Origin of the sequence: Curtobacterium sp. ME-Dv--P-122a (genome assembly GCF_030209645.1) — a bacterium.
Taxonomy (GTDB): domain Bacteria; phylum Actinomycetota; class Actinomycetes; order Actinomycetales; family Microbacteriaceae; genus Curtobacterium; species Curtobacterium flaccumfaciens.
On record NZ_JARVRO010000003.1, the window covers coordinates 130,108 to 155,757 of the forward strand.

The 25,650-nt window shown below is 71.7% G+C and carries 30 protein-coding genes; 18 read left to right on the forward strand and 12 right to left on the reverse strand.

Annotation, left to right across the window (positions count from 1 at the left end; genetic code table 11):
* Positions 1-7: 7 nt before the first annotated feature.
* The gene (locus QRN49_RS02980) at positions 8-1,060 is read right to left on the reverse strand and encodes a zinc-binding alcohol dehydrogenase family protein (protein ID WP_284753897.1); all 1,053 of its coding nucleotides are present in this window, start codon (positions 1,058-1,060) and stop codon (positions 8-10) included.
* A 95-nt stretch (positions 1,061-1,155) separates the two neighbouring features.
* Between QRN49_RS02980 and QRN49_RS02985 the strand changes: the two genes are divergently transcribed.
* Complete coding sequence (locus tag QRN49_RS02985) at positions 1,156-1,731, forward strand: TetR family transcriptional regulator (RefSeq protein WP_284753898.1); 576 nt, start codon at positions 1,156-1,158, stop codon at positions 1,729-1,731.
* Here QRN49_RS02985 and QRN49_RS02990 read toward each other — a convergent pair.
* Entirely contained in the window at positions 1,685-2,140 is a 456-nt protein-coding gene (locus tag QRN49_RS02990) for a GNAT family N-acetyltransferase (protein ID WP_284753899.1), read from the reverse strand. The two genes, QRN49_RS02985 and QRN49_RS02990, sit on opposite strands and share 47 nt — an antisense overlap.
* 53 nt (positions 2,141-2,193) lie before the next feature.
* On the opposite strand from QRN49_RS02990, the gene QRN49_RS02995 reads away from it, so the two are divergent.
* Positions 2,194-2,763, forward strand: coding sequence for a uridine kinase family protein (locus QRN49_RS02995; RefSeq protein WP_284753900.1), 570 nt, complete (start codon positions 2,194-2,196; stop codon positions 2,761-2,763).
* Here the strand turns inward: QRN49_RS02995 and QRN49_RS03000 are convergent.
* Entirely contained in the window at positions 2,751-3,203 is a 453-nt protein-coding gene (locus QRN49_RS03000) for a MarR family winged helix-turn-helix transcriptional regulator (RefSeq protein WP_209082194.1), read from the reverse strand. The genes QRN49_RS02995 and QRN49_RS03000 overlap by 13 nt on opposite strands.
* Before the next feature lie 62 nt (positions 3,204-3,265).
* On the opposite strand from QRN49_RS03000, the gene QRN49_RS03005 reads away from it, so the two are divergent.
* The 3 genes from QRN49_RS03005 (at position 3,266) to QRN49_RS03015 (ending at position 5,671) form a co-directional block, all read left to right on the forward strand.
* A complete protein-coding gene (locus QRN49_RS03005) occupies positions 3,266-3,634 on the forward strand; it encodes a VOC family protein (RefSeq protein WP_284753901.1) in 369 nt (122 codons plus the stop codon).
* 137 nt (positions 3,635-3,771) lie between these two features.
* Positions 3,772-5,175, forward strand: a complete 1,404-nt coding sequence (locus tag QRN49_RS03010) for an LLM class flavin-dependent oxidoreductase (protein ID WP_284753902.1) — start codon at positions 3,772-3,774, stop codon at positions 5,173-5,175.
* Between the two features lie 4 nt (positions 5,176-5,179).
* On the forward strand, positions 5,180-5,671 hold the full coding sequence (locus QRN49_RS03015) for a GNAT family N-acetyltransferase (protein WP_284753903.1): 492 nt from the start codon (positions 5,180-5,182) through the stop codon (positions 5,669-5,671).
* Between the two features lie 6 nt (positions 5,672-5,677).
* Here QRN49_RS03015 and QRN49_RS03020 read toward each other — a convergent pair whose 3' ends face one another.
* The 4 genes from QRN49_RS03020 to QRN49_RS03035 form a co-directional block, all read right to left on the reverse strand.
* Positions 5,678-6,445 (reverse strand): SGNH/GDSL hydrolase family protein, encoded by a 768-nt coding sequence (locus QRN49_RS03020; protein WP_284753904.1) that lies wholly within the window; start codon positions 6,443-6,445, stop codon positions 5,678-5,680.
* 75 nt (positions 6,446-6,520) lie between these two features.
* On the reverse strand, positions 6,521-7,450 hold the full coding sequence (locus QRN49_RS03025; RefSeq protein ID WP_284753905.1) for an acetamidase/formamidase family protein: 930 nt from the start codon (positions 7,448-7,450) through the stop codon (positions 6,521-6,523).
* On the reverse strand, positions 7,447-8,853 hold the full coding sequence (locus QRN49_RS03030; protein WP_209131112.1) for an APC family permease: 1,407 nt from the start codon (positions 8,851-8,853) through the stop codon (positions 7,447-7,449). Before QRN49_RS03030 ends, QRN49_RS03025 begins: the two co-directional genes overlap by 4 nt.
* A gap of 110 nt (positions 8,854-8,963) precedes the next feature.
* Complete coding sequence (locus QRN49_RS03035) at positions 8,964-9,869, reverse strand: proline iminopeptidase-family hydrolase (protein WP_284753906.1); 906 nt, start codon at positions 9,867-9,869, stop codon at positions 8,964-8,966.
* 86 nt (positions 9,870-9,955) lie between these two features.
* Here QRN49_RS03035 and QRN49_RS03040 point away from each other — a divergent pair, with 86 nt between their 5' ends.
* Positions 9,956-10,687, forward strand: coding sequence for a FadR/GntR family transcriptional regulator (locus tag QRN49_RS03040; RefSeq protein ID WP_284753907.1), 732 nt, complete (start codon positions 9,956-9,958; stop codon positions 10,685-10,687).
* 34 nt (positions 10,688-10,721) lie between these two features.
* Here the strand turns inward: QRN49_RS03040 and QRN49_RS03045 are convergent, their stop codons facing one another.
* Positions 10,722-11,285, reverse strand: a complete 564-nt coding sequence (locus QRN49_RS03045) for a VOC family protein (protein ID WP_035808811.1) — start codon at positions 11,283-11,285, stop codon at positions 10,722-10,724.
* A gap of 273 nt (positions 11,286-11,558) precedes the next feature.
* Here QRN49_RS03045 and QRN49_RS03050 point away from each other — a divergent pair, with 273 nt between their 5' ends.
* The 6 genes from QRN49_RS03050 (at position 11,559) to QRN49_RS03075 (ending at position 18,804) form a co-directional block, all read left to right on the forward strand.
* Entirely contained in the window at positions 11,559-13,124 is a 1,566-nt protein-coding gene (locus QRN49_RS03050; RefSeq protein ID WP_284753908.1) for an NCS1 family nucleobase:cation symporter-1, read from the forward strand.
* Positions 13,125-13,283: 159 nt separating this feature from the next.
* Positions 13,284-14,048: an aspartate/glutamate racemase family protein gene (locus QRN49_RS03055; RefSeq protein ID WP_284753909.1), complete on the forward strand. Its 765-nt coding sequence runs from the start codon at positions 13,284-13,286 to the stop codon at positions 14,046-14,048.
* Entirely contained in the window at positions 14,045-15,421 is a 1,377-nt protein-coding gene (gene allB, locus QRN49_RS03060) for an allantoinase AllB (RefSeq protein WP_284753910.1), read from the forward strand. Before QRN49_RS03055 ends, allB begins: the two co-directional genes overlap by 4 nt.
* Positions 15,422-15,464: 43 nt before the next feature.
* A complete protein-coding gene (locus QRN49_RS03065) occupies positions 15,465-16,718 on the forward strand; it encodes a pyridoxal-phosphate-dependent aminotransferase family protein (RefSeq protein WP_042538143.1) in 1,254 nt (417 codons plus the stop codon).
* On the forward strand, positions 16,715-17,974 hold the full coding sequence (locus QRN49_RS03070) for an allantoate amidohydrolase (RefSeq protein WP_284753911.1): 1,260 nt from the start codon (positions 16,715-16,717) through the stop codon (positions 17,972-17,974). The genes QRN49_RS03065 and QRN49_RS03070 overlap by 4 nt, the downstream gene beginning before the upstream one ends.
* Positions 17,971-18,804, forward strand: coding sequence for a MurR/RpiR family transcriptional regulator (locus QRN49_RS03075; protein ID WP_284753912.1), 834 nt, complete (start codon positions 17,971-17,973; stop codon positions 18,802-18,804). Before QRN49_RS03070 ends, QRN49_RS03075 begins: the two co-directional genes overlap by 4 nt.
* Here the strand turns inward: QRN49_RS03075 and QRN49_RS03080 are convergent.
* A complete protein-coding gene (locus QRN49_RS03080) occupies positions 18,771-19,280 on the reverse strand; it encodes an SRPBCC family protein (protein ID WP_284753913.1) in 510 nt (169 codons plus the stop codon). The two genes, QRN49_RS03075 and QRN49_RS03080, sit on opposite strands and share 34 nt — an antisense overlap.
* A complete protein-coding gene (locus QRN49_RS03085; RefSeq protein WP_284753914.1) occupies positions 19,277-19,852 on the reverse strand; it encodes a GNAT family N-acetyltransferase in 576 nt (191 codons plus the stop codon). Before QRN49_RS03085 ends, QRN49_RS03080 begins: the two co-directional genes overlap by 4 nt.
* 43 nt (positions 19,853-19,895) lie before the next feature.
* On the opposite strand from QRN49_RS03085, the gene QRN49_RS03090 reads away from it, so the two are divergent.
* From QRN49_RS03090 to epsC, 3 genes are all read left to right on the forward strand, one after another.
* Positions 19,896-20,933, forward strand: coding sequence for a dipeptidase (locus QRN49_RS03090; protein ID WP_284753915.1), 1,038 nt, complete (start codon positions 19,896-19,898; stop codon positions 20,931-20,933).
* A gap of 262 nt (positions 20,934-21,195) precedes the next feature.
* Entirely contained in the window at positions 21,196-22,134 is a 939-nt protein-coding gene (gene cysK, locus QRN49_RS03095; protein WP_111022171.1) for a cysteine synthase A, read from the forward strand.
* Between the two features lie 20 nt (positions 22,135-22,154).
* Positions 22,155-22,715, forward strand: coding sequence for a serine O-acetyltransferase EpsC (gene epsC / locus QRN49_RS03100; protein ID WP_110863472.1), 561 nt, complete (start codon positions 22,155-22,157; stop codon positions 22,713-22,715).
* Between the two features lie 153 nt (positions 22,716-22,868).
* Here epsC and QRN49_RS03105 read toward each other — a convergent pair whose 3' ends face one another.
* Positions 22,869-23,168: an excalibur calcium-binding domain-containing protein gene (locus tag QRN49_RS03105; protein ID WP_209049853.1), complete on the reverse strand. Its 300-nt coding sequence runs from the start codon at positions 23,166-23,168 to the stop codon at positions 22,869-22,871.
* A 141-nt stretch (positions 23,169-23,309) separates the two neighbouring features.
* Here QRN49_RS03105 and QRN49_RS03110 point away from each other — a divergent pair, with 141 nt between their 5' ends.
* The gene (locus QRN49_RS03110) at positions 23,310-23,693 is read left to right on the forward strand and encodes an MmcQ/YjbR family DNA-binding protein (RefSeq protein ID WP_284753916.1); all 384 of its coding nucleotides are present in this window, start codon (positions 23,310-23,312) and stop codon (positions 23,691-23,693) included.
* A 23-nt stretch (positions 23,694-23,716) separates the two neighbouring features.
* Here the strand turns inward: QRN49_RS03110 and QRN49_RS03115 are convergent, their stop codons facing one another.
* Positions 23,717-24,346 carry an MOSC domain-containing protein gene (locus QRN49_RS03115; RefSeq protein WP_284753917.1) on the reverse strand — a complete coding sequence of 210 codons (630 nt, stop codon included), beginning with the start codon at positions 24,344-24,346 and terminating at the stop codon, positions 23,717-23,719.
* A gap of 190 nt (positions 24,347-24,536) precedes the next feature.
* Here QRN49_RS03115 and QRN49_RS03120 point away from each other — a divergent pair, with 190 nt between their 5' ends.
* Positions 24,537-25,373 carry an alpha/beta fold hydrolase gene (locus QRN49_RS03120; RefSeq protein ID WP_111032061.1) on the forward strand — a complete coding sequence of 279 codons (837 nt, stop codon included), beginning with the start codon at positions 24,537-24,539 and terminating at the stop codon, positions 25,371-25,373.
* Positions 25,374-25,497: 124 nt separating this feature from the next.
* On the forward strand, positions 25,498-25,647 hold the full coding sequence (locus tag QRN49_RS03125) for a hypothetical protein (protein ID WP_163342694.1): 150 nt from the start codon (positions 25,498-25,500) through the stop codon (positions 25,645-25,647).
* Positions 25,648-25,650: the final 3 nt, after the last annotated feature.

The following is a 25,650-nucleotide window of genomic DNA, read 5'->3' on the forward strand; positions in this document are numbered from 1 at the left end:
TACCGGCTCAGGGGAGCGTGACGACGAGCTTCCGGGCGGAGACGCCTGCGCGGAGCTCGGTGAGGGCGTCCGGGATCGCGGCGAGTCCCGATCCGACGACGGATGCGGTCGGCGTCGCCCGGTACCGACCGGTGCGCAGCGCCTCGGGCAGGAAGTCGCGGTAGATCGCGGGGCCGACCTCGGACTCCGTCGGGCGGCCGCCCCAGATCGCGGTGACGTGGACCCCGTGTCGGCGCTCGAGCCGCGCACGGATCGTCGTCACCGGTGTCGGGTACGCCGACGCGAGTCGACCGGAGCCGGTGGCGGCTCGGACGATCGGGAGCGTGCGGGTCAGCGAGCTCTGGCCGAAGGCGAGGGTGCCGGCGAGCTCCCGGTCGGCGAGTGCCTCGAGGATTCGGCGTGCGGCACCGTCGTCGCGGTAGTCGAACACAGCTTCGGCCCCGAGGTCCTGCACGAACCCGTGGTTCTTCGGCGATGCGGTGCCGATCACGGCGTAGCCGGCGGCCCGGGCGAGCTGGACGGCGTTGGCGCCGACGCTCGTGGACGCACCCCACACCAGGACGACCCCGTCGCGATCGACCGTGTCGGCCGTCGGGAGCGACAGCGCGAGCTGGTCCGGCTCGAAGAGACCTGCCGCTGCGGTCGAGACGGCGAGCGGCAGGACCGCCGCCTGCTCGGCGGGCAGGGCATCCGGAACCGGGGTCGTCACACGGTCGAGCAGCAGGACCAGGTGCTGGAAGGCGCCCTCGGCAGCACTGTTCCGGTGCTGTTCCTGCCCCGCGGCGTGCCCGACGACCCGGTCGCCCACGCGGAAGCGCTCGACGTCCGGGCCGATCGCGACGACCGTGCCGGCGACGTCCGATCCGACGACCGCGGGGAACCGCAGTTTCGGGAACACCAGGTGCCGGAAGAGCCCGCCGACGGCGTCGACCGGGTTGACGGCGACCGACTCGGCGCGGACGACGAGTTCGCCGGGGCCGGGCTGGGGGACCGGTGCGGGCCCGACGGCGAACCGCCCGGTCGACGTGGTCCAGAGTGCTGCGTTGCCGGATGGCGACATGGTGTCCCGATCTCTTGCTCGAAGTGAGTCATGACACGACGTGCCATCGCTCAGTCAACCGTGACACGACGTGTCATCACTACTACTGTGGACACATGCGTTGGTCTCCGGATGCCCGAGGGCGACTCGAGCGTGCGGCGTTCGAGCTCTTCGCCGAGCAGGGCTACCAGGCGACGACCGTGCCGCAGATCACCGCACGGGCCGGCCTGACGACCCGCACCTTCTTCCGGTACTTTGCCGACAAGCGCGAGGTGATCTTCGCCGGTGACGAGATCCCCGACCTCGCCCGGGCTGCCATCGAGGGCGCACCGGCCGGGATCGATCCGCTCGACATCGTCGTGCACGGCCTCCGCACCGTCGCCGACGAGCGGTTCGAGGGGCGGCACGGCGAGGTCGGCTCGGTGCGGCGGCTGGTGCTGTCCGAGTCCTCGCTCCGGGAGCGCGATGCCCGGAAGCGTGCCGACCTGACGGACGCGGTGCGCGATGCCTTCGTCCACCGCGGGCTCGATCCGTCCGAGGCAGCGGTGATCGCCGAGACGACCGTGATGCTGTTCCACCTGGCGCTCGAGGCCTGGCTCACCGGACCGGCCGAGCGCCGGATGGCCGACCTCGTCGACGAGCAGCTCAGTGCGCTCCGTGGGGTGCTCGATCGGCGGTCCGCAGTGTCATGAACACGTCGACGCCGTCGTCGGTGTCGAGCGCGAAGCCGTGTCGTTCGTAGAGTCGGCGAGCCGGGCTGCCCACCAGCACGTTGAGCCGCGTCGGGCCGTCGTGGGGCTCGTCGAGGACGGCGCGCAGCACGGTCGACCCGACTCCACGCCCCTGGACGTCGGGCGCGAGGTAGAAGTGCTCGACCCAGCGGACGTCGTCCTCGACCCGCACGGTGACCGACCCGACGTCGCGGCCGTCGACCACGACGATGCGGGTCAGCTGCGGCTGGAACGCGTCGCGGAGGCGCTGTCGGACGCGCGTCTCGTCGAACACCCCGAGGCGCATCAGGTCGTCGCGCAGCACCACGGCCCGGAGCTCGACGAGCCACTCGAGGTCCTCGGTTGTGCTGTCCCGCAGTGCGACGTCCATCCGCTCAGCCTACGAACCCCGGTGCACCGTCATCGACCTCGTACGCTTGCCCGATGGACCGCGACGGCGTCATCGACCTTGTCGCGTCCCGCCGCGCCTCGGCCCGTGCACCGATCGTCGTCGGTGTCTCCGGCTACTGCGGATCCGGCAAGTCGACGCTGACGCGCACCCTCGCCGAGGGGCTCCCCGGCGCGGTCCGCATCCGCGGCGACGACTTCCTCGACCCCGTTCGGTCCCACCAGCGGTCCTCCGACTGGGACGGCGTCGATCGTCCCCGTCTGGTGTCGTCGGTGCTCGAACCGCACCGAGCCGGTCGTGCGAGCACGTTCCAGCGGTTCGACTGGTCGGTGCGAGCCCTCGGCCCGGCCGAGCCGCTGCCGCGGACGGACGTCCTGATCATCGACCTGATCGGACTCTTCCACCCCGAGGCGCTCCCGCACCTCGACGTCAGCATCTGGTGTGACGTCGACCTCGACACGGCGGTGTGTCGGGGCACGGCTCGTGATCGTGCGCTCGGGCGCAGGCACGATGCGCTCTGGCGAGATGTGTGGGTCCCCAACGAGCGTGACTTCGAGGATCGGTACGCACCGAAGGACGCCGCTTCGGTGCGCTACGTGCCCTGACTGCGGAGCGACGTCACCATGCTCCGCAGGATCTGACGTGCCTCGGTCTGCTGGTCCGCGCTCAGATCGGCGAGCATCCGCTGCTCGACCCCCCGGATCGCCGCACTCGCCTGCGCCAGGCTCCGTCGCCCGCTGTCGGTCAGCTGCGTGGGGAGCGCCTTGCCGACCGACGGCTCGGTGGCACGGGTGACGAAGCCGTCGCGCTCCAGGGTCTGCAGCAACACGTTCATCGACTGCCGGGTCACGAACGTGCCGCGCGCGAGTTCGGAGTTCGACAGGCCGGGGCGCTGCGCGAGCAGCTCGAGGCAGGAGTAGTGCGTCACCGTCATGCCGAGCGGGCGCAGCACGGCTTCCATCGACGCCCGGAGGGCGCTCGCGGTCTCCTTGAGCAGGTAGCCGATCGACGTCTCGAGGTGGATACCGGTGTCGTCTTGACGCATGTCAGTAGTCTGACATAGCTTGTCCTGTGTCAGAAGACTGACACGAACCCGAGGAGCACCACATGCCCGTCACCGGCCCCGACTTCATCTCCCTGCAGACCCGCGACCTCGATGCCTCGCGGGCGTTCTACGAGCGGTACCTCGGCCTCGTGCGCTCGCAGGCCGGTCCGCCGCACGCCGTCGTGTTCGAGACCACGCCGATCGCCTTCGCCCTGCGCGACCTGGTGCCCGGCACGAACCTCGACGCGGTGGCGCAGCCCGGCATCGGCGCCGCGATCTGGCTGCACGCGACGGACGTGCAGGCGATCCACGACGCGCTGGTCGCCGACGGACACCGCATCGTCTCGGCGCCGATCGACGGACCCTTCGGTCGGACGTTCACGTTCGCCGACCCCGACGGGTACCACGTCACGCTCCACGACCGCGCCTGAGCCCTGGAACCGGCCACGCGCCCGGCGCGGGCGACGTGGCGGACGCGGGGCGGGCCTCCAGGCCGGTGCCGGAGCCGACCGTCACGCTTCGTCACGATCCGTGACGGTCGCAGGTGTCCGACGTAGCGTCTCGACCCGTGACCACCAGCAGCGAGCACCGGCAGATCCGCTTCAACGCGTTCGACATGAACTGCGTCGCGCACCAGTCCTCCGGACTGTGGCGGCACCCCCGCGACCGGTCGCGGGACTACCGCGACCTGACCTACTGGACGGACCTGGCGAAGACGCTCGAGGGCGGGGCGTTCGACGGCATCTTCATCGCCGACGTCCTGGGCACCTACGACGTGTACGGCGGCTCGAACGAGGCCGCGCTCCGCACCGGGTCGCAGGTGCCCGTGAACGACCCGATCCTGCTCGTCTCGGCGATGGCGTCGGTGACCGAGCACCTGGGCTTCGGCATCACGGCCGGCACCGCGTACGAGCACCCGTACCCGTTCGCCCGACGCATGTCGACGCTCGACCACCTGACCAAGGGGCGGGTCGGCTGGAACGTCGTCACCGGGTACCTGCCGAGCGCCGCGCGGAACATGGGCCAGACCGACCAGCTGTCGCACGACGACCGGTACGACGTGGCGGACGAGTACCTCGAGGTGCTCTACAAGCTGTGGGAGGGCTCGTGGGAGGACGACGCCGTCGTCGCCGACCGCGAAGCCGGGGTCTTCACGGACCCGGCGAAGGTGCACCCGATCGAGCACCACGGCACGCACTTCGACGTCCCCGGCATCCACCTGTCCGAACCGTCCGTGCAGCGCACGCCCGTCATCTACCAGGCGGGCGCGTCGCCGCGCGGCATCCGCTTCGCCGCGGAGAACGCGGAAGCCGTCTTCGTGGGCGCACCGACCGTCGAGCAGCTCGCGTCGACCGTCGCGAAGGTCCGGGACGCCCTGGAGGCAGCTGGTCGCGACCGGTACGCCGCCCGCGTCTACACGCTGCTCACCGTGATCACGGACGCCACCGACGAACTGGCCCAGGCGAAGTACGAGGACTACCTGTCCTACGCGTCGGAGCTCGGTGCGCTGGTGCTCAACTCCGGCTGGATGGGCGTCGACCTGTCGCAGTGGGACCCGGACCAGCCCCTCGGTGACGTCGAGTCGAACGCGATCCAGTCGGCGGCGGCGAACATCGCGGCAGCGACCGGGGAGGACGGGTCGAAGTGGACGATCGGTGACCTGGCGCGGCAGACGGCGATCGGCGGGCTCGGCCCGGTGGCGGTCGGTGGGGGAGCGACCATCGCCGACCGGCTGCAGGAGATCCAGGAGCTGACCGACGTCGACGGCTTCAACCTGGCCTACGCGGTGACCCCGGGCACGTGGGAGGACGTCATCGAGTTCGTGATCCCGGAGCTCCGTGCCCGCGGGGCCTACCCGGAGGAGTACGAGTCGGGGTCGCTCCGCCAGAAGCTGCACGGCCGCGGTGACCGGCTGCCCGACGAGCACCGTGGAGCGTCGTTCAGGATCGGGAGCCGGGCGGTCGTAGGCTGATCGGGTGATCGAGTCGTCCGTGGTCGTGCGTCCTGCGACCCCGGACGAGACCGACACCTGCATCGACCTGTGGGCCGCGGCCGTGGCTGCCCGTGACGGTGCCGCCGAGGACCCGGCGGTGCGGGAGCGCGCGCGGCAGAAGTTCGCGGCGGAGCACGTCGCCTGGTTGGTGGCTCCCGGCCCGGACGGTGCGGTCGACGGCTTCGTGCTCGTGACGGTACCGGGCACCGGGCGGTCGACGGACCCGGCGGACGCCGCCTACCTGTCGTTGCTCGCGGTGCGTCCCGGGGTGCAGGCCCGCGGGGTCGGACGGTCGCTGCTGTCCGAGGCGGTGCACGACGCCCGGGCTGCCGGACACCCCCGCGTCGTGCTGCACGTGCTCGGCGACAACGACCGGGCGGTGCGGCTGTACGAGGCGGGCGGCTTCGTGGCGACGGGCGACGAGTTCGCGCACGCGCTGAGCGGGGTCACCACCCGCGTGTACGTCGCGGGCTGACGCTGGCTACGCGTCCTGACCGCGCACCGGCGTCCACGTCGGGTAGGTCGCCGAGCGTCCGTCGCCCGACGACGTGCGGGTGATCCGGCGCTGCACCCACGGCAGGACGTACTCGCGGTAGTAGCGGAGTTCCTCGCCCAGACGGGTCCGGGCGGTACCGGGGTCCGCGGGCTCGACCGGCGCGGGGCCGTCCAGGACCGCGTGCAGCGCCAGGTCCGCGACGCGCTGGTGCCCGGTGGCGTTCATGTGCAGCCGGTCGTCCGACCAGAACTCCGCACGGCGCAGGTGCGGGTCGCGCGAGACGTCGACGAACGGCAGGCCACGGCGTCGGGCGAGCGTGCCGAGCGCTTCGGCCCAGGCATCACCGCGGCGGTTGATCAGGGAGCCGAGGGGCAGGCGGGCGCTCGGGTCGGCCGGGCTGAGGAGTGCCAGACGCGCGCCGGTGGCCTCGACGCGGTCGGCGGCGGCCTCGACCTGCCCGATCAGCGCCTCCACCTCGAAGCGCGGGCGCAGCAGGTCGTTGCCGCCGGCGCAGAAGGTGATCAGGGTCGGCGCCGGGTCGAGCGCGAGGGCGGCCTCGAGCTGGTCGTCGAGGACCCCGGCGAGCAGTCGGCCGCGCACCGCGAGGTTCGCGTACGAGACGTGGGCGTCCGAGGCTCCCGCCATCGCGCTCGCGAGTCGTCCGGTCCAGCCGGGGAACGGAGCGGGTCCGGCGTCGCCGATGCCCTCCGAGAAGCTGTCGCCGATCGCGACGTAGCGGATGGTGTCGTGCATGCGCCCATCATCGTGCACACGCCTGTGCAGGTTCCCGGCGCGACAGTCGTACCGGGACCCCGCATCAGCGAACCCTCACAGCACCGCCTTCGGCACCCGGTGCAGGGTGACCGCACCGACGGCGGCGAAGGGGTGCAACGGGTCCGGGGTGGTGGAGCCGGTCGGCCCACCGAGCTTCGAGTCACCGACCGCGCTGAGCACCGCGTAGGCGTCCTCGGCGGTCCAGCCGTGCTCGTCGACGAGGAACGCGAAGGCGTCCTCGTACCCGCGGCGGACGCTCTCCTGCACGGGGTCGCCGAGGCCGACGAACAGCCAGTCGTCGGCGGTCTCGATGCGGGGCGCGCGGAGCACCGGACCGCCCTTGACCAGGTCGACGGAGACGATCGCGGTGCCCTGGGCCTCGATGGCGACGAACGACGACTCGCCCTCGGCCATGAGCGCGTGGATGTCGCCGATCGACAGCAGCGCACCGGGGGTCCGGACGGGCAGGGACACGGTCGAGCCGGGGCGGGCCTCGGTGACGTCCATGTTGCCGCCCTCGGGGTAGGCCGGCATGATCGTCGAGTTCTCACCCTCGGCCGGGGCCGTCCCGATGCACCCGATCATCGGCCGGACGGGGAACCGGTGCCGGTCGGACACCTGCACCGTGCCGTCCGAGATCGGGCAGCGGCGGGCGAAGACCCGGTCGCCCATCACGTGCTGCAGGGCCCCGGAGCCGGGCAGGGACACCGACCACCCGTGCGTGGTCAGCTCGATGGCGTGGATCGTCACCACGAGGGTGTCGCCGGGTTCCGCACCCTCGACGAACACCGGGCCGGTCACCGGGTTGATCGGTGCCTGCAGCTGCGCCATGTCGTGGTGCTGGTCGAGTTCGGCGTAGACGGCGTCGGTGGTCTCGAAGCCGATGGTCTCGCCGGTGCCGGGGCGGACCCGCAGCACGGGCTCCCGGTCTGCGGAGAACCCGGGGCGGCCGAGGGTGTTCGGCAGGAAGTGGTCCGGGGTCATCGCGCGTCCTCCGTCGTCGGTTCTGCTTCGGATCCGACCTCGGTGGAACGGCCGGTGCGTCGGTAGTACAGGAACACGGCCGCGCCGACGATCAGCCAGATGATCCCGCCGACCTTCGCCTCGACCGCGGCGTTCAGCAGGACGTACCCGATGATCAGGAACCCGATCAGCGGCACGACCAGGTGCAGCAGCCAGTTGCGCGACTTCCCCCTGACGACGTGGTGCACGAAGACCGACACGTGCAGGAGCATGAAGCCGAACAGCGCGCCGAAGTTCACGAGTGACGAGATCGTGTCGATCTGCCCGACGAAGAACAGCACCAGGATCGCGGAGAGCACCGAGACGACGATGATCGCGTTCTGCGGCACCTGGCGCCCGTTGAGCTTGTGCAGGAACGCGGGCAGCTGACGGTCGCGGCTCATCGAGAAGAGCAGGCGGCTCGTCGCGGCCTGTGCGGCCATGGCGTTCGCGATGCCGACGGCGAGCACGTTGACGGCGAAGAACGCGGTGGCCCAGCCGCTCGACGACGCCTGCTCGACGATGGTGAAGAAGGCGTTGCCGGCCTCACCCTTCGGGAACGCGTCACGACCCCCGGCGAGGGCGCTGGCGAGCCAGGTCTGCAGGATGAACAGGAACGCCACGATGACGAGCGCCAGGATCATCGCCGTGCCGGCTCCGCCACGACGGCCGGTGGACTCCTCGGACAGAGTCGAGATGCCGTCGAAGCCCAGGAAGCTCAGCACCGCGATCGACAGGGCCGAGGCGATGAGCGGGGCCGACACCTTGGCGGGATCCCAGATCTGCTCGGTGCCGAAGGACGCGTCGGGGATCGTGCCGCCGGTCAGCGCGACGATCGCGATGACGACGAAGATCGCGACGAAGACGAGCTCGATGAGCAGGAAGATGCGGTTCGCGAGCTTGAGCGAGGACACCCCGGCCAGGTTGATGACGGTGTTGATCGCGACGAACACGAGCGCCCACAGCCAGCGGGGCGTGCCCGGGAAGATGCCGACCATGCTCTCGGCGGCGAACACGTAGAGCAGCGTCGGGACGAGCAGGTAGTCGAGCAGGATCGCCCAGCCGGCGAAGAACCCGGCGGTGGGGTGGATGCCGCGGCCGACGTACGAGAACACGCTGCCGGCGAGGGGGATCGACTTCGCCATCTGCGCGTAGGCCAGGGCGGTGAAGATCATCGCGACGAGGCCGACCAGGTACACCAGCGGCACCATGCCGCTGGAGGCGTTGTAGACGGTCCCGAAGATCGCCCACGGGGCGATCGGGACCATGAAGACCAGACCGTAGATGAGCAGGTCGGTGGTGGAGACGGAGCGCTTGAGCTCCTGCTTGTAGCCGTAGGCCTCGAGCTGCTGCTGTGCGGAGAGCTCGCTGTGCTGCTGCGACATGTCGGGTTCCGTTTCGGGTGGAGGGACGGGTGCGGCGGTGGGGGTGGGGACTGCTTGCCTGGAGGCGAGGGGCGGGCCCGTCCCGCGCCTCCAGACCGAAGGTGGCCGGGTCAGGCGTCGTCGTGCGCGGCCAGGAAGGCCGCGACGACCCGGCGGAACTCCGTCGGCTGCTCCAGGTGCGAGCAGTGGCTCGCGCCGGGGAAGACGTGCTGCCGGACGTCGGCGATCCGCTCGACGAACGGCGCCCACGTGGCGGGGGTGGCCTCGTCGTGCTCGCCGGCGACGACGAGTGTCGGCACGGCGACGCTCTCGAGCCGGTCGACGATGGTCCAGTCACGCATCGTGCCGATGACGTGGAACTCGTTCGGGCCGTTCATCGTGTGGTAGACCGTCGGCTCGCGCTCCATCTGCTCCTCGGAGTCGACGAAGTCCGGATGGCTCGGGACCACGCGGCAGACGTGCCGCTCGTAGAAGACCTGCGTCGCCGCCAGGTACTCGGGGTCGTCGACGGTGCCGGCCGTCTCGTGCCGGGTCAGGGCGTCCTGCACGTCGGCGGGCAGCTGCGCGCGGAGCTCGGCGGCGCCGTCGACCCAGAGCTGCATCGACGCGGGGGAGTTGCAGATCGCCAGCGACCGGAGGCCCGCGGGCTGCCGCACCGCGATCTCGGCGCCGAGCATGCCGCCCCACGACTGCCCGAGGACGTGGTGGTCGCCGAGCCCGAGGTGCTCGACCAGGGCGGCGTACTCGTCGACGAAGAGCTGCGGCTGCCAGGTGTCGACCGGGGCGTCCGGGCGGTGGCTGCTCCGGCCGCAGCCGAACTGGTCGTGGTGGACGACGGTCCGGCCGGTCTCGTCGGCCAGGGCCGCGAGGTTCCGGAGGTAGTCGTGGGCCATGCCGGGCCCGCCGTGCAGGACGACGAGGGGCAGCGCGCCGGCGACCGGGGTGTCGGGCGTGGTGACCCGGTACCAGGTCTCGCCGTCGCGGAACGGCATCGTGGATTCGGTGATGCTGGACATGGGGGTCAGCATGGAGCGGAAAAAGGTCCCACGCAATACCTTTTCTGCTGCCTTAACGTGGTCGTAACACCGCGAAGGGGGTCCGTGTGTCCGATCGTGCGACCGAGACGCGCGTCGACGAGGTCGAGGACCGCCTCGTGACCGCCGTCGCCGTGGGCGAGTACCTGCCGGGCGCGAACCTGCCGCCGGAACGCGAACTCGCCGGCCTGCTCGGCGTCGCCCGGGTCACCGTGCGCGGTGCGATCGCCCGGCTCGTCGAACGGGGGCTGCTCGAGACCCGTCGAGGCCGGGGCGGTGGCACGTTCGTCCGCACCGAGTGGCCGGACAGCTCATCGGACGCGGTCGGGCGGGTGCTGCTCGCCCGGTGGGAGGCGATCCAGGACACCGCCGACGCCATCGCGCTGCTGCACGGGGCGCTCGCGACGGCCGCCGCGGAACGGGTCACCCCGGACGACGCCGCCCTGATCCGAGCACGGCTCGAGGTGTTCCGCGACGCCACCTCGGGGCTCGAGAAGCAGCGGGCCGATGCCGTGCTGCACCGGACGATCATCGACGCCGCGCGGAACGACGCCCTGCGGACGGCCCTCGCCGGGTTGGAGGCGCAGATCTCCATCGCCGCTCCGGCGCACCTGTGGGGCACGGCCGAGGGCATGGCGGAGATGGAGACCCGCGCGCTCCACGAGCACGAACTGCTGGTGGACGCGGTGTGTTCGGGGCGGGCGCCCGAGGCGGGCGTGATCGCCCGGCAGCACGTCGGGATCGACGTCGAACTGCTCGAACGGGCCGTGCGGCGGACGGGACAGGTGCCCCGCCACTGAGGGGCGGTATGTCGGTCGGGGCGGCGGTTGGTCGTCAGTGCACGGCGGGTGCCGGCACCGGGTAGACGTCGTCGGGCATCGGCCACGGCGCCCACTTCGGCCGCGGCGCGTACACCAGGTACGGCTGCGGCGTCGGGTAGCTGACGAGCTCGAGCGTCGACCCCCACGGCGTGCGGGTGTACACGAACCGGTTGCCGGCCCCCGCCTCGTCACCACGCAGGTCGCGCGGGTCGGAGTTCCGGGTACCGCCGGCCGCCTCGACCCGGGCGAGCGTCTCGTCCAGGTCGTCGGCGTACATCGCCAGGTGCTGCCACCCCAGGTCGGACGGGTGTGCGGCGTTCCGCTGCTCGGGCCCCAGGTACTCGAACAGCTCGAGCCCCGGCCCCTCCGGCAGCGCGAGCATCCGCATGGCCCCCTGCGCCATGGTGCTCGGGATGCCGAGGTAGCCATGCGCCTCGGAACTGCTGTTCGGCGTCTCGTCACGACGCCGCATGTCGTACAGGACGACGGCGTCGAACGCCGCCTCGAAGAACTGCGTGGCTGCGTCGATGTCCGGCACCGTGACGCCCACGTGGTCGATCCTGATTCCCCTGCTCATGGTCGATTCGTACCACCGGCGGTCCCCGCCGCTCGGGTCGGGGCGGGGTCCGTGCGGAGTCGGTGCCCATCGATGCGGCAAGCCGCACCGCGGCTCGGCGCGCGGCACCGGGAGCGGTCGGCGCCGGTCTCGACCACCGTCCCGGAACGGTCGTTCCAGGACGGGGTGCGGGACACACGACCGTTACACGAGGGAAACGGCGGGGGCGAAGTCGCTCCGTAGCTTCGTGCTCAAGCACGCACCGCCCCGCTTCCCACTCCCTCGGAGGACGCCATGGCTACCGACATCGCGACACCAGTCGCCGCGCCCCACGCCCCCACCACGACCGCCGCTCCCGCACCAGCGGGTGCCGGTGTCGTCAAGCCCGGGTACGACCCGGCGCTCACGAACGAGGACCTCGCCCCGCTGCGCGAGCAGCGCTGGACGAGCTACAACTTCTTCGCGTTCTGGATGTCCGACGTGCACTCCGTCGGCGGCTACGTCACCGCCGGGTCGCTCTTCGCCCTCGGGATCGCGAGCTGGCAGGTGCTCATCGCCCTGGTGGTCGGCATCCTCATCGTGCAGGTCTTCGCCAACCTCGTCGCGAAGCCGTCGCAGCGCACCGGCGTGCCGTACCCGGTGATCAACCGCGCGGTGTTCGGGGTGCTCGGCGCGAACGTCCCCGCCATCATCCGCGGCCTCATCGCGATGGCCTGGTACGGCGTGCAGACCTTCCTCGCCGCCCAGTCGCTGAACATCATCTTCCTCAAGTTCATCCCGGCGTCGGCGGCGCTGCTCGACCACTCGTTCCTCGGGCTGTCGGCCCTGGGCTGGATCTCGTACGCGATCCTCTGGGTGGCACAGGGCGCGCTGTTCTGGATGGGCATGGAGGCGATCAAGCGGTTCATCGACTGGGCCGGACCGGCGGTCTACGTGGTGATGATCGTGCTCGCGGTCTACCTGGTCAGCCAGGCGGGCATCGGCAACATCTCGTTCACCCTCTCGGCCGGGGAGCCGCTGTCGTTCGGGGCGTCGATCCCGGTGATGCTGTCCGCGGTCGCCCTGGTGGTCAGCTACTTCTCCGGCCCGATGCTGAACTTCGGTGACTTCTCGCGCTACGGCCGGTCGTTCCGTGCGGTCAAGCGCGGCAACTTCTGGGGTCTGCCGATCAACTTCCTGTTCTTCTCGGTCCTGACGGTCCTCTGCGCCAGCGCGACGGTGCCGGTGTTCGGCAAGCTCATCACCGACCCGATCGAGACCGTGCAGGCCATCGGAGCACCCTTCGCGATCCTGCTCGGCGGCCTGACCTTCGTCACCGCGACCGTCGGCATCAACATCGTGGCGAACTTCATCAGCCCCGCGTTCGACTTCTCGAACGTGGCGCCCCGGAAGATCTCGTGGCGGGCCGGTGGCATGATCGCCGCGGTCGGCTCCGTGCTCCTCACCCCGTGGAACTGGTACGGCAACGACCAGGCGATCCTGTACACGCTCGGGGTGCTCGGTGCGCTGATCGGCCCGCTGTTCGGCATCCTCATCGCGGGCTACTACATCGTCGGCAAGCAGCGCATCGCGATCGACGACATGTACTCCACGAGCCGCACCGCCCGGTACTGGTACCGCGGCGGGTTCAACCCGAACGCCATCTGGACCCTCGTGGTCACCGGCGCGATCTCGGTGGCGAGCGCGGTCCTGCCCCCGGCACTCGGTGTGCTGCCGTGGCTGGCGAGCTACAGCTGGTTCATCGGGTGCGGCCTGGGCCTCGTCGTCTTCTGGGCGCTCGAGCGTGTCCGGCCGAGCATGCCCGTGCTCGACGCGGACGACCCCTCGGTCGACGACGGCGCGGCCGTCGGTCGCGCCTGACCGCCGGCGTCGCGGCCCGTCCTCCACAGGGCGGGTCGCGGCGCTCGGTCGTCCACCGATCCAGACCACGGCCGGGAGGCCCGCCCCGCCTCCGCCACGATGGTCACCACCCAGCACCACCGGTTCCACCGCTCCACTCGCTCCACCGGAAGGACCCCGATGCGCATCCGCGTCGTCAACCCCAACACCACCGCGTCGATGACGCGGGCGATCGGCGTCGCGGCCCAGGCCGCCGCCGCTCCCGGCACGCTGGTCGAAGCGGTCGAACCCTCGATGGGGCCGGCCTCGATCGAGAGCCACTACGAAGAGGCCCTGGCCGTGCCCGGGCTGCTCGAGCAGATCGCCCGCGGTGAGCAGGACGGGGTGGACGCCTTCGTCGTCGCCTGCTTCGGGGACCCGGGGCTCGACGCCGCGCGGGAGCTCGCGACGGTGCCGGTGATCGGGATCGCGGAGGCCGGGTTCCACGCCGCCGCGATGCTCGGCCGCCGGTTCGGCGTCGTCACCACCCTGGCGCGGACGACCGGCCGCGCCCACGAGCTCGCCCAGCGCTACGGCTTCGCCCCGCTCGTCACGGAGATCCGGGCGTGCGAGGTCCCGGTGCTCGAACTCGACGACCCCGAGTCCGGTGCACGGGCGCTCGTGATCGAGGAGTGCCGAGCAGTCGTCGACGGCGGAGCCGATGCCGTCGTGCTCGGGTGCGCGGGCATGGCCGACTTCTGCGCCGAGGTCTCGCTGGCCATCGGGGCACCGGTCGTCGACGGCGTCGCGGCCGCCACGGTCCTGGCGGAGTCGCTCGTCCGGCTCGGGTTGTCCACCGGCAAGCGCGGCGAGTACGCCCTGCCGCCGGTGAAGGCGATGTCGGGGCTGCTGGCGGGCTTCGAACACCACCCGGCGACGGTCGTGACGGCCGGAGCGGGCGCGTGACGGGCCTCCCGGCGGGCGGCACGGCAGACCTGGTCGTCCGCGCGCAGCGAGCTTGGGTCGACGGCACGTTCCGTCCAGCTGCGGTCGTCGTCCACGACGGCCGGGTCACCGGCGTCCTGCCCGTCGACGCGGTCGTCGACGCCGTGCAGGACCACACCGTGCCGGACGGGCAGGTGCTGCTCCCCGGACTCGTCGACACCCACGTGCACGTCAACGAACCCGGCCGCACCGAGTGGGAGGGCTTCGCGTCCGCGACCCGGGCCGCCGCGATGGGCGGGGTCACCACGATCGTGGACATGCCGCTCAACTCCATCCCCGCGACCACCACGGTCGAGGCGCTCGCCGTCAAGCGTGCGAGTGCTGAGGCCCGGGTCGCGGTCGACGTCGGGTTCTGGGGCGGCGCGGTCCCCGCGGGTCTCGGCTCGCTCGACGCCCTGCACGACGCCGGCGTCTTCGGGTTCAAGTGCTTCACGGCACCGAGCGGTGTCGACGAGTTCCCGCACCTCGACCCCGAGCAGCTCCGCGTCGCGATCACCGAGGTCGCCCGGATCGACGCCCTGCTGATCGTGCACGCCGAGGACCCGGAGCACCTCGTGCCGCACCAGGCGCTCGGCGGTCGGTACGCCGACTTCCTGGCCACCCGGCCCGTCGCCGCCGAACGGTCCGCGATCGCGCAGGTCATCGACGGCGCGCGGGCGACCGGTGCGCGGGTGCACGTGCTGCACCTGTCCGACGCGGGCGCGCTGCCGATGCTCCGCGCGGCGAAGGACGACGGCGTCCGGATCACGGTCGAGACGTGCCCGCACTACCTGTCGTTCGAGGCGGGCACGATCCCGGACGGCGCGACCGCCTACAAGTGCTGCCCGCCGATCCGCGACGACGCCAACCGCGACGCACTGTGGGCCGGCGTGCTCGACGGCACGATCGACCTCGTGGTGTCGGACCACTCGCCCTCCACCGCCGACCTGAAGACCGACGACTGGGGTCTTGCGTGGGGCGGGGTCGCCGGCCTGGAGGTCGGGTTCCGGGCGGTGTGGACCGAGGCCGAGCGTCGCGGGATCCTGCTCGAGGCGCTGCTGCCGCTGTTCACGACCGGTCCGGCCGCCCTGGTCGGACTGCACGACCGCGGGGTGATCGCTCCCGGGGCCCTGGCGCACTTCGCCGTGTTCGACCCGTCCGCCGAGTCCGTCGTCGACGTCGCCGGGCTCGAGCACCGCAACCCGGTGTCGGCGTTCGACGGGCTCCGCGTGCGTGGCAGCGTCACCGAGACCTGGCTCCGCGGCCGTCGCATCGCCACGGCGGACGGCGGCGTGGTCGGCGTCGAGGGACACCTGGCCGGACGGCCCGTGCTCGCGGCGGAAACACCCCTGTAACGATCGTTCCGGTATCGTCGGATCAGGAACGGAAGGAACCACCATGCTCCCAGTGAACCCACCCACCCGTCTCCTCATGGGGCCCGGCCCGATCGACGCCGACCCGCGCGTGCTCCGTGCCCTGTCGACGCCGCTCGTCGGTCAGTACGACCCGTGGATGACCTCGACGATGAACGAGACGCAGGCGCTCTACCGCCGCGTGTTCGGCACCCGCAACGATGCGACGCTGCTCGTGGACGGCACCTCGCGCGCGGGGATCGAAGCGGTGCTGGTGTCACTGCTCGCCCCGGGTGACCGCGTGCTCGTGCCGGTGTTCGGTCGGTTCGGGCACCTGCTCGCCGAGATCGCAGGCCGTGCCGGGGCCGAGGTCCACACCATCGAGACCGACTGGGGTCAGGTCTTCACGCCGTCCGCGATCGAGTCGGCCATCGCCCGCGTCCGTCCGAAGGTGCTGGCGGTCGTGCAGGGCGACACGTCGACCACGATGAACCAGCCGCTCGACGAACTCGGTGCGATCTGCGAGCGGTACGGCGTCCTGCTCTACACCGACGCCACGGCGACGGTCGGCGGCAACCCGCTCGAGGTCGACGCCTGGGGGATCGACGCCGTGAGCGCCGGGCTGCAGAAGTGCCTCGGCGGCCCGTCCGGCAGCGCACCCGTCACGCTGTCGCCCAAGGCCGTGGCCGTGCTCGACGAGCGGCGGAGCGTCGAGGCCGGCATCCGCGAACCCGGTGACGACGTCGCAGACGAACCCATCCGCTCGAACTACCTCGACCTCGCGATGATCCTCGACTACTGGGGCCCGCGCCGCCTGAACCACCACACCGAGGCCGCTTCGATGCTCTACGCCGCCCACGAGTGCGCCCGCATCCTGCTCGAGGAAGGCCGTGACGCCGTCGTCGCCCGCCACCAGATCGCCGGGCGCGCGATGCTCGCCGGGGTGCAGGCTCTCGGACTCCGGGTCTTCGGTGACGTCGCCCACAAGATGCACAACGTCGTCGCCGTCGAGATCCCGTCCGACGTCGCCGGCGACCAGGTCCGCGGTGCGATGCTCGACGACCACGGGATCGAGATCGGTACCTCGTTCGGGCCGCTGCACGGACGCGTCTGGCGCATCGGCACCATGGGCTACAACGCCCGGAAGGACACCGTCGTCACGACCCTGGCCGCGCTCGAGCACACCCTGCGCCGGGCCGGGCACGCGGTCCCGCACGGCGGCGGTGTCGATGCCGCCCTCGACGTCTTCCGCGACGACACCGCAGCGGTCGCTCCCGCCGGGGCGGAGGTGCTCGCGTGAGCGCCGTGCCCGTCCTGAACGCCACCGCCGTGGGCACCGCCGACGCCGAACTCGTCGCCCGCTGGTGCGACGAGCTCGCTGCCCTCAGCGCAGAACCCGGCCGCATCACCCGCGTCTACCTGTCACCCGAGCACGCCGGGGCGAACGCCCTCGTCGCGGGCTGGATGCAGGACGCCGGACTGTCCACCTGGCAGGACGCCGCCGGCAACCTGCACGGCCGGGCCGCGGGCGCGACGCCCGACGCCCCCGTGCTGCTGCTCGGCTCGCACCTGGACACCGTGCTGGACGCCGGACGGTACGACGGCGTCGTCGGGGTGCTCATGGCCATCCGGACCGCCGCCCGACTCACCGCCGACGGCCCGCTGCCCGTCGCGCTCGAGGTGATCGCGTTCTCCGACGAAGAGGGCACGCGCTTCGGCAAGGCCCTGCTCGGGTCGTCCGCGGTGGCCGGGGTCTGGGACGACGCCTGGTGGGACCTGGCCGACGGTGACGGCGTCACGCTCCGGCAGGCCTTCACCGACTTCGGCCTCGACCCGGAGCGCGTCGGCGACGCCGCGGTCGACCCGGCCTCGGTGGTCGGCTACCTCGAGGCGCACATCGAGCAGGGGCCGTACCTCGAACAGGCCGGGCAGGCCCTCGGGGTCGTCACGAGCATCGCGAGTGCCCGCCGGTTCTCGGTCGAGTCCGTGGGAGAGGCCCGGCACGCCGGCGGCACACCCTACGAGCGCCGGCACGACGCCCTCCTCGCCGCTGCCGAGGCCGCGCTCGCGGTGGAACGCATCTGCCGGGCATCGCACCAGGTCGGCACCGTCGGCACGATGACCGTCGAACCCGGAGCCGTCAACGTCGTCCCCGGGCTCGCACGGTTCTCCGTCGACCTGCGCGGCGAGTTCGACGACGAGCGCGACGAGGTCTGGGACGAACTCACCAAGGCCTTCACGCTCATCGGTGAACGGCGCGGGGTGAGCGTCACCCCGACCGAGGTGCACCGGGCGCCCGCGGTGTTCTGCTCGCCCCGCCTGATGGACGCCGTCCGCGCCGGGATCGCGTCGACGGGTGAGACCGCGCCGATGGAGCTGTTCTCGCGAGCCGGCCACGACGCGATGTCGCTCGGGCTCGTGACCGACGTGGCGATGCTGTTCCTCCGCAACCCTGACGGCATCAGTCACCACCCGGACGAGTTCGTGTCGACGCCTGACATCGCCCTCGGCCTCGACGCCCTGGCCGTCGCCGTCGACCGGGTGGCCCGCGCATGAGCGCCGCCGGCCCCGACGTCCGCGCCCGGATCGACTCCGTGTGGGAGCAGCTCTCGCCCGCCGAACGTCGGGTCGCCGCGATGGTCCGCCACGACCCGGAACTCCTGCTCGTCGGCACCTCCGCCGAACTCGCGGCCGAGTCCGGCACCTCGAAGGCCACGGTCTCGCGACTCGTGCGGTCGCTGGGGTTCCAGGACGCCGCCGAGGTCCGGCAGAACCTGATGTCCGCACGGGGTTCGGGCCTGCCGTGGGTCGCCGAGGACGCCGCCCACGTCGACCAGCGCGCGGTCGAGGCGCGCAACCTCGACGCGGCCTTCGCATCCCTCGGCCGAGCGGACCGCCCGCGGCTGGCCCGTCGGATCGTCCGTGCCCGCCGCGTGCTCGTCCTCGGTGAACGCGGCGCGTACCCGATCGCGCTGCAGCTGCGGTCCCAGCTGGCGCAGGTGCGGTCCGACGTCCGGGTCGGTCCGTCGCCCGGGCAGCGGCTCGGCGAAGAGGTCGCCGACCTCGACCGGCACGACCTCGTGATCCTGGTGACCGTGCGTCGGCACACCGCCGGGGTCGAACGGATCGTCCGGCACTGCGTCGACTCCGGGGCGGACGTCATCGTCCTCGGCGACCCGACGGCCGCGGTCATCGCCGCTCCCGCCGCCACCGCGATCCTCTGCCCGGTCGACTCGCCGTCGGCGTTCGACTCGATGGCCGCGCTGTTCGCCGTCGTCGCCGCGATCACGAACGACGTCTACGATGCCTCGGGTCCCGGTGGCCGGGTGCGGGTCGACGCCGTCGCCACCGCCTACGACGCGCTCGGGGAGCTCGCTGCGCCCTGATCGCCGTCCGACCCGGCGCGCAGCTCGGCACGCAGTTCGGCGGCGAGCGAGGCGTTGCGGTCGGCGATGAGCCGCGGCATGTACCGGGCCAGCGCGAGCACCTCGGCCAGGCGGCCCAGCGGGCCGAGCGGTGCGCGGAACGTGATGGTGTCGACCATGCGCGTGCCGCCGGCCGACGGCTCGAAGCGGTGCTCGTGGTGGAACCGGGCGAACGGCCCACGCACCTGTTCGTCGACGAACCGGTGGGGCGCCTCCAGGGCGGTGATCCTGCTCGTCATCCGCCAGACGATCCCGAAGTGCCGCGCACGCCAGGTGACGGACTCGCCCAGGCCGATCATGCCGGCCGTCGTGCCGGCGACGGCGCGTTCGTCGGTCGCGGCCATCGATCGCTCGTGCGCGCCGATGTCGAGCGACAGCGCGAAGGCGCGCTCCGGCGGAACCGGCAGGTCCGTCACGACCCGGAACGAGACGGTCACGACGTCGGCCAGACCGTCGCGGCGGACCGATCGTCGTCGAGCAACGCGGCGGCGAGCAACTGGTCGTGCCGGCTGCCGCGGTGCAGCACGCTCGACCGCGTACGTCCTTCGAACCGAAGACCGAGCCGCTGTGCGACTGCGGCCGACGCGGTGTTCGTGGCGATCGCGCGCCACTGCACCCGGACGAGACCGAGTCCCTCGGGCGGACCGGCGAAGGCCCACTGCAGCACGCGCTCGGCGGCCTCGGTCATGATGCCGGAGCCGCGACCGTCCGGGTGCATGGCGTACCCGATCTCGGCGGCCCCGTCGGCGAAGGCGAACAGGCCGACCGTGCCGAGCAGCCTGAGGTCGTCCGCGCGCCGGATGCCGAACTCGTACCGGGTGTCCGCGGCCCATCCGGCACCGACGACGTCCGAGATCCAGTACCGCGCCTCGGCGTGCCCGTACGGCACCGGCACCGGGGTGGACGCGATGACGTCGGGGTCGTTGGCGTAGGCCACCACGTCGTCGGCGTCGCCGAGCTCGGGGACCGAGAGCACCAGTCGCTCGGTGCGGAGGGTGACGGGCTGCACGGTTCGAGCCTAGCCACGACGGCGCGGGCGGTAGCGTCGGGGGATGACGTTCGACGCGCTCCCGTTCCCGGTCATCGACGGCCACAACGACCTGCCCTGGGAGCGCCGTGACAGCCACGACTCCGGCGTCGAGGGCATCGACACCGAGACCGACTCGCTGCACACCGACATCCCGAAGCTCCGCGCCGGCGGCGTCGTCGGGCAGTTCTGGTCGGTGTTCGTGCCCGCGGACGACCCGGACCCCGTGACGACGACGCTGCAGCAGGTCGACCTCGCACACCGGATCATCGAGCGCTACCCCGACGACCTCGCGCTCGCCCGCACCGCCGCCGAGGTCCGTGCCGCCGTCGACTCCGGCCGGATCGCGTCGCTGCTGGGCGCCGAGGGCGGGCACTCGATCGGTGACGACCTCGCGGTCCTCCGCACCCTGGCCCGGCTCGGCGTCCGCTACATGACGCTCACCCACAACGACGACACCCCCTGGGCAGACTCCGCGACGGGGAAGCGGGCGCACGGCGGCCTGACCGACCGCGGGCGGCAGATCGTGGCCGAGATGGAGCGGATCGGCATGCTCGTCGACCTGTCCCACACCGCCCCGGACACCATGCGGGACACCCTCGACGTAGCGACCCGGCCCGTCGTGTTCAGCCACTCGTCGACCGTCGCGATCGACGACCACCCGCGGAACGTGCCCGACGACGTGCTCGCCCGGTTGGCCGACAACGGCGGCGTCGTGATGATCACCTTCGTGCCGAAGTTCGTGTCGCGGGCGTGGGCGGACTGGGAGGAGTCGGGCATGGCCGGCGAACCGCCCCTGGTCACGGTGTCGGACGTCGCCGACCACGTCGAGCACGCCCGCGACGTCGCCGGTGTGGCGCACCTGGGCCTCGGCGGCGACTACGACGGCACCCCGGTGCTGCCGCCGGACCTGCGGGACGTGTCGCGGTACCCGGTGCTCGCGGCGGAGCTCGTCCGACGCGGGTGGGGCGAGTCGGACCTGCGGGCGCTGGCCGGTGGCAACGTGCTGCGGGTGCTGGAGGCGACCGACGAGCGGTTCGCCCGGACGGCGTTCGTGCGCTGAAGCGGTGGGGCGAGCCGCGAAAGCGACTCTCCTCGGCGCTGGTCGTGCTCACTCCCGCGAAAGCGACAGAACCCTGCGAACCTTCCGCGGGCATCTGTCGCTTTCGCAGGCCTGGGCAGGAAGGGGCCTGGAGGCGCGACTCGCGTCCGGCGCGCACGCGCCGTCACGGACAGGACCGCCTGGGGTCCGGTCGCTAGGATCGGGCGCACACCGCGCCTCCAGGAAGAGCGATGCGCGACCTGAGCTGCGAAGGACGGACCGGATGAGCGGCACCATCTACGAGAACATCTCCCAGGCGTTCGGCAACACCCCCCTCGTCAAGCTGAACCGGCTGCCGAAGGCGGGCGGGGCCGAGGTGCTCGCGAAGCTCGAGTTCTACAACCCGGGCGCCAGCGTCAAGGACCGTCTGGGCGTCGCGATCATCGACGCCGCCGAGGCCTCGGGCGCGCTGCAGCCCGGTGGCACCATCGTCGAGGGCTCGTCCGGCAACACCGGCATCGCCCTCGCGCTGGTCGGCGCCGCCCGTGGCTACCGGGTCGTCATCACGATGCCCGAGACGATGAGCGTCGAGCGCCGTGCGGTCATCCGTGCCTACGGGGCCGAGATCGTCCTGACCCCCGGGCCCGAGGGCATGAAGGGCGCGGTCGCCAAGGCAGAGTCGATCGTCGCGGAGACCCCCGGCGCGATCCTCGCCCACCAGTTCGAGACGGCTGCGAACGCCGAGATCCACCGGAAGACCACGGCGGAGGAGATCCTCCGCGACACCGAGGAGCACGTCGACGTGTTCGTCGCGGGTGTCGGCACCGGCGGCACGATCACAGGTGTCGGGCAGGTGCTCAAGGAGCGCGTGCCCGGCGTGCAGATCGTCGCCGTGGAGCCGAAGGACTCGCCCCTGCTCACCGAGGGCAAGGCCGGTCCCCACAAGATCCAGGGCATCGGCGCGAACTTCGTGCCCGAGGTCCTCGACCAGAGCGTCATCGACGAGGTGTTCGACGTCGAGCTCGACGACGCGCTGCGCGTTGCCCGTGCCCTGGCGACGCAGGAGGGCATCCTGTCGGGCATCTCGTCCGGCGCGATCATCCACGCGGCCCTCGAGATCGCCGCACGCCCCGAGAACGCCGGCAAGCGGATCGTCGCCATCGTGTGCGACACCGGAGAGCGCTACCTGTCGACGGTGCTCTTCGAGGGGCTCACTGCGTGAGTCGTCCTCTTCGACGAGGCGTGCTGCGGACCATCCGGGAGGACCTGTCCGCAGCACGCCGCGGTGACCCCGCTGCCCGGGGTGACCTGGAGAACGCGATCGTCTACTCCGGGTTGCACGCCATCTGGACGTACCGGGTGACCCACCGTCTCTGGAACGCGCAGGGGCTGCCCGGGTCCCGGTTCGCGGCCCGTCTGCTCGGGCAGGTCGCACGGTCGGTCACCGGCATCGAGATCCACCCCGGCGCGCGCATCGGCCGTCGGTTCTTCATCGACCACGGCATGGGCGTCGTGATCGGCGAGACCTCGGTCATCGGTGACGACGTGCTCGTGTTCCACGGCGTCACCCTGGGCGGACGCGGCGGAGACCACGGGCCGGGAGCCCGACGGCACCCGGTGGTGGGGGACCGCGTGGTGCTCGGCGCGGGGTCGTCGCTGATCGGGGCGATCACGATCGGTCCGGACTCCGTCGTCGGCGCCAACACGGTGGTCACGAAGGACGTGCCGGCGGGGTCGGTCGTCACGGGCGTCGCCGGGACTCCGCGTCCCCGTTCCGGGCACGAGGGCGTCCCGACGCTCTGAGCGCGTCGCGCCGCACCGCGGCGCACCGCGCCGCGCCGTGCCGTGCCGTGCCGGGCACGCAAGACACCGGTGTTCGCGCATCGCACCCCGGCCTGCGGGTGCTCAGGACGCGAACACCGGTGTCCTGCCGGTGTCACCGAGCGAGCGAGAGCGTCAGCTCTTCTCGCAGGCGATGCCGTCCTTGTCGCGGTCGAGCTTGGTGTTCGCCTTGTACAGGGCGTCGTCCTTCTTCACCGTGCCCTTGAGCGCACGGTAGGTGGTCTTGCCGCCGGAGACGACCTTGTTCTTCGTGACGGACTTCTTGGCGATGCCGCCGGAGTACACCTTGTGCACCGCGGTGCAGTTGGCGTAGGACTTCGGCGCGGCCTGCGCGGTCGAGGTCCCGCCGACGACGACGGTGGTCGCGAGGACGGCGGTGGCGGCGGCGATGCCGAGGGTACGGATGATGCGCACGGGTTCCCCCTGGAACTGGTGGTGATCGCGCGAGCGACCGCCGCGTCGGGTGCGCGGCGTGGTGATCATACGACGTGATCGACGCTCACGACCTGCCCCCGAACGGGGTGCGCTGTCGGCGGCCTGCGGCATCCTGGTCGCATGGACGGCGAGCAGCTGCACGACATCGCGAGCCGCACGGCCCTGGGGCTGCCGGCGGCCGTCGAGACCCAGCCGTTCGGCGAGGGCTCGGTGGTCTACAAGGTCGTCGGCAAGATGTTCGTGATGGTGACCGCGGTGCGTGGGACCCCGATCGTGAACCTCAAGTGCGCGCCGCCGCACGGAGCCGCGCTGGTGCGCGGCCACGACGAGATCACACCCGGGTGGCACATGAACAAGCGGCACTGGATCACGCTGACCCCGGGCGACGGCATCGACGAGACCCTGGTCGAGGACCTCGTGGCGAACGCCTACGACCTGGTCGTGGCCGGGCTGCCCGTGGCGAAGCGTCTGATCGACCCCTCGCGCGGCGTGGTGCCGAGCTGATCGGTTCGACTGGCTCCACGGGCTCAGGCTCGCGCGGCGACCTTCGACAGGTCGTGGACGACCTTCGGTGCCAGCCGTTCCCCCGACTCGAGCACGGCCCGTGCACGATCGGGCGCCAGGTCGCCGAAGATCTCGCCGATGGTCACCCCGTGCTCCGGCCGGTACGTCACCTCGATGGGGTCACCCGCGGCGATCGAACCGGACTTGACCACGCGGAAGTACGCCCCCGGCCGCCCCTCGTCGGCGAACCGCTTCACCCACCCGTCGATCCCCATGCGCCGGGCGAAGGTGCCGCAGGGTGTGCGGGGGACCGTCACCTCGAGCACGAGGGTGTCGCCGATCCGCCACCGTTCCCCGGTCACGGCCCCGGTGACGTCGATGCCGCTGGTGCGGAGGTTCTCGCCGAACAGGCCGGGCGGGACCTCGCGCTCGAGCAGGTCGGCGAAGTACGCGGCGTCCTCGTCGGCGTAGGCGTACACGGCCTGGTCCACACCGCCGTGGTACTTGCGGTTCGCCTGCACGTCGGCGCGCAGGCCGAGCGGCCGGACCCGGACGCTGCCGGTGACCGGACGCTTGTCGATGGCGGTGACGCCGATGATGCCGGAGTCGGGCAGCAGGCGGTCGACGCGGCAGACGGCGGTGACGAGCGACATGGAGCAACTCTGGCGCACACACGCCCCCGCACCAAGCGGGGCCCCACGCGCGGCCCCACGGATCGGGATGAATGACCCAAGCGGTCGCCGGAGCGCCGGTCCTACGGTGGAGGGGCTTCGGTCTCCCGCCGAACGGGAGGCAGCGGCCAGTCCGCGTCACATGTGGAGCAGAAACTCACGGAGGTTCACGATGGCGTTCGTCACCACGAGCGATGGTGCAGAGATCTTCTACAAGGACTGGGGGCCGCGCGACGCGCAGCCGATCGTCTTCCACCACGGATGGCCCCTGTCGTCGGACGACTGGGACGCGCAGATGCTGTTCTTCCTCGGCAAGGGCTACCGGGTGATCGCGCACGACCGCCGCGGGCACGGGCGTTCGTCGCAGATCGGCACCGGTCACGACATGGACCACTACGCGAGCGACACGGATGCGGTCGTGCAGCACCTCGACCTGCAGAACGCGGTCCACATCGGGCACTCCACCGGTGGTGGCCAGGTCGCACGGTACGTCGCGCAGTACGGCGAGCCCCAGGGCCGCGTCGCCAAGGCCGTCCTGGTGTCGTCGGTGCCCCCGATCATGCTGCAGAGCGACTCCAACCCCGAGGGCACGCCGATCTCCGTGCTCGACGGGTTCCGGAGCGCCCTCGCCGCGAACCGCGCCGAGTTCTTCCAGGCCGTCGCCGAGGGGCCGTTCTACGGCTTCAACCGACCCGGCGTGGAGGTCTCCGCCCCGGTGGTCGCGAACTGGTGGCGACAGGGCATGACGGGCAGCGCCCTGGCCCACTACGAGGGCATCAAGGCGTTCTCCGAGACGGACCAGACCGAGGACCTCAAGGCGATCTCCGTCCCGGTCCTCGTCACGCAGGGCGACGACGACCAGGTCGTGCCGTACAAGGCCGCATCGCTCAAGCAGGCCGAGCTGCTCAGCAACGCCACGCTCAAGATCTACGAGGGGTACCCGCACGGCATGCTGACGACCCACGCGGACGTCATCAACCCCGACCTGCTCGCCTTCATCCAGCAGTAGGGCGAGCCGACACGCACGACGTCAGGGGCGCAGACCGGAACCGTCCGGGTGCGCCCCTGACGTCGTGCGTGACGAATCGGGTGCGACGCACGTCCCATCGGTGACCACACCACGAGGAGCCGACGTGACCCGCACCGCTGCTGTCCCCAGGAACGCCCCCGCACACGTGCTCGCCATGGCGCGTGTCCGCTCGCTCGCCGCCCGGCCGGCCGGACCGTTCAAGGTCGTGCCGGCACGCTGGCGCACCCAGCCGTTCACCATCCACCACCGGTAGAAG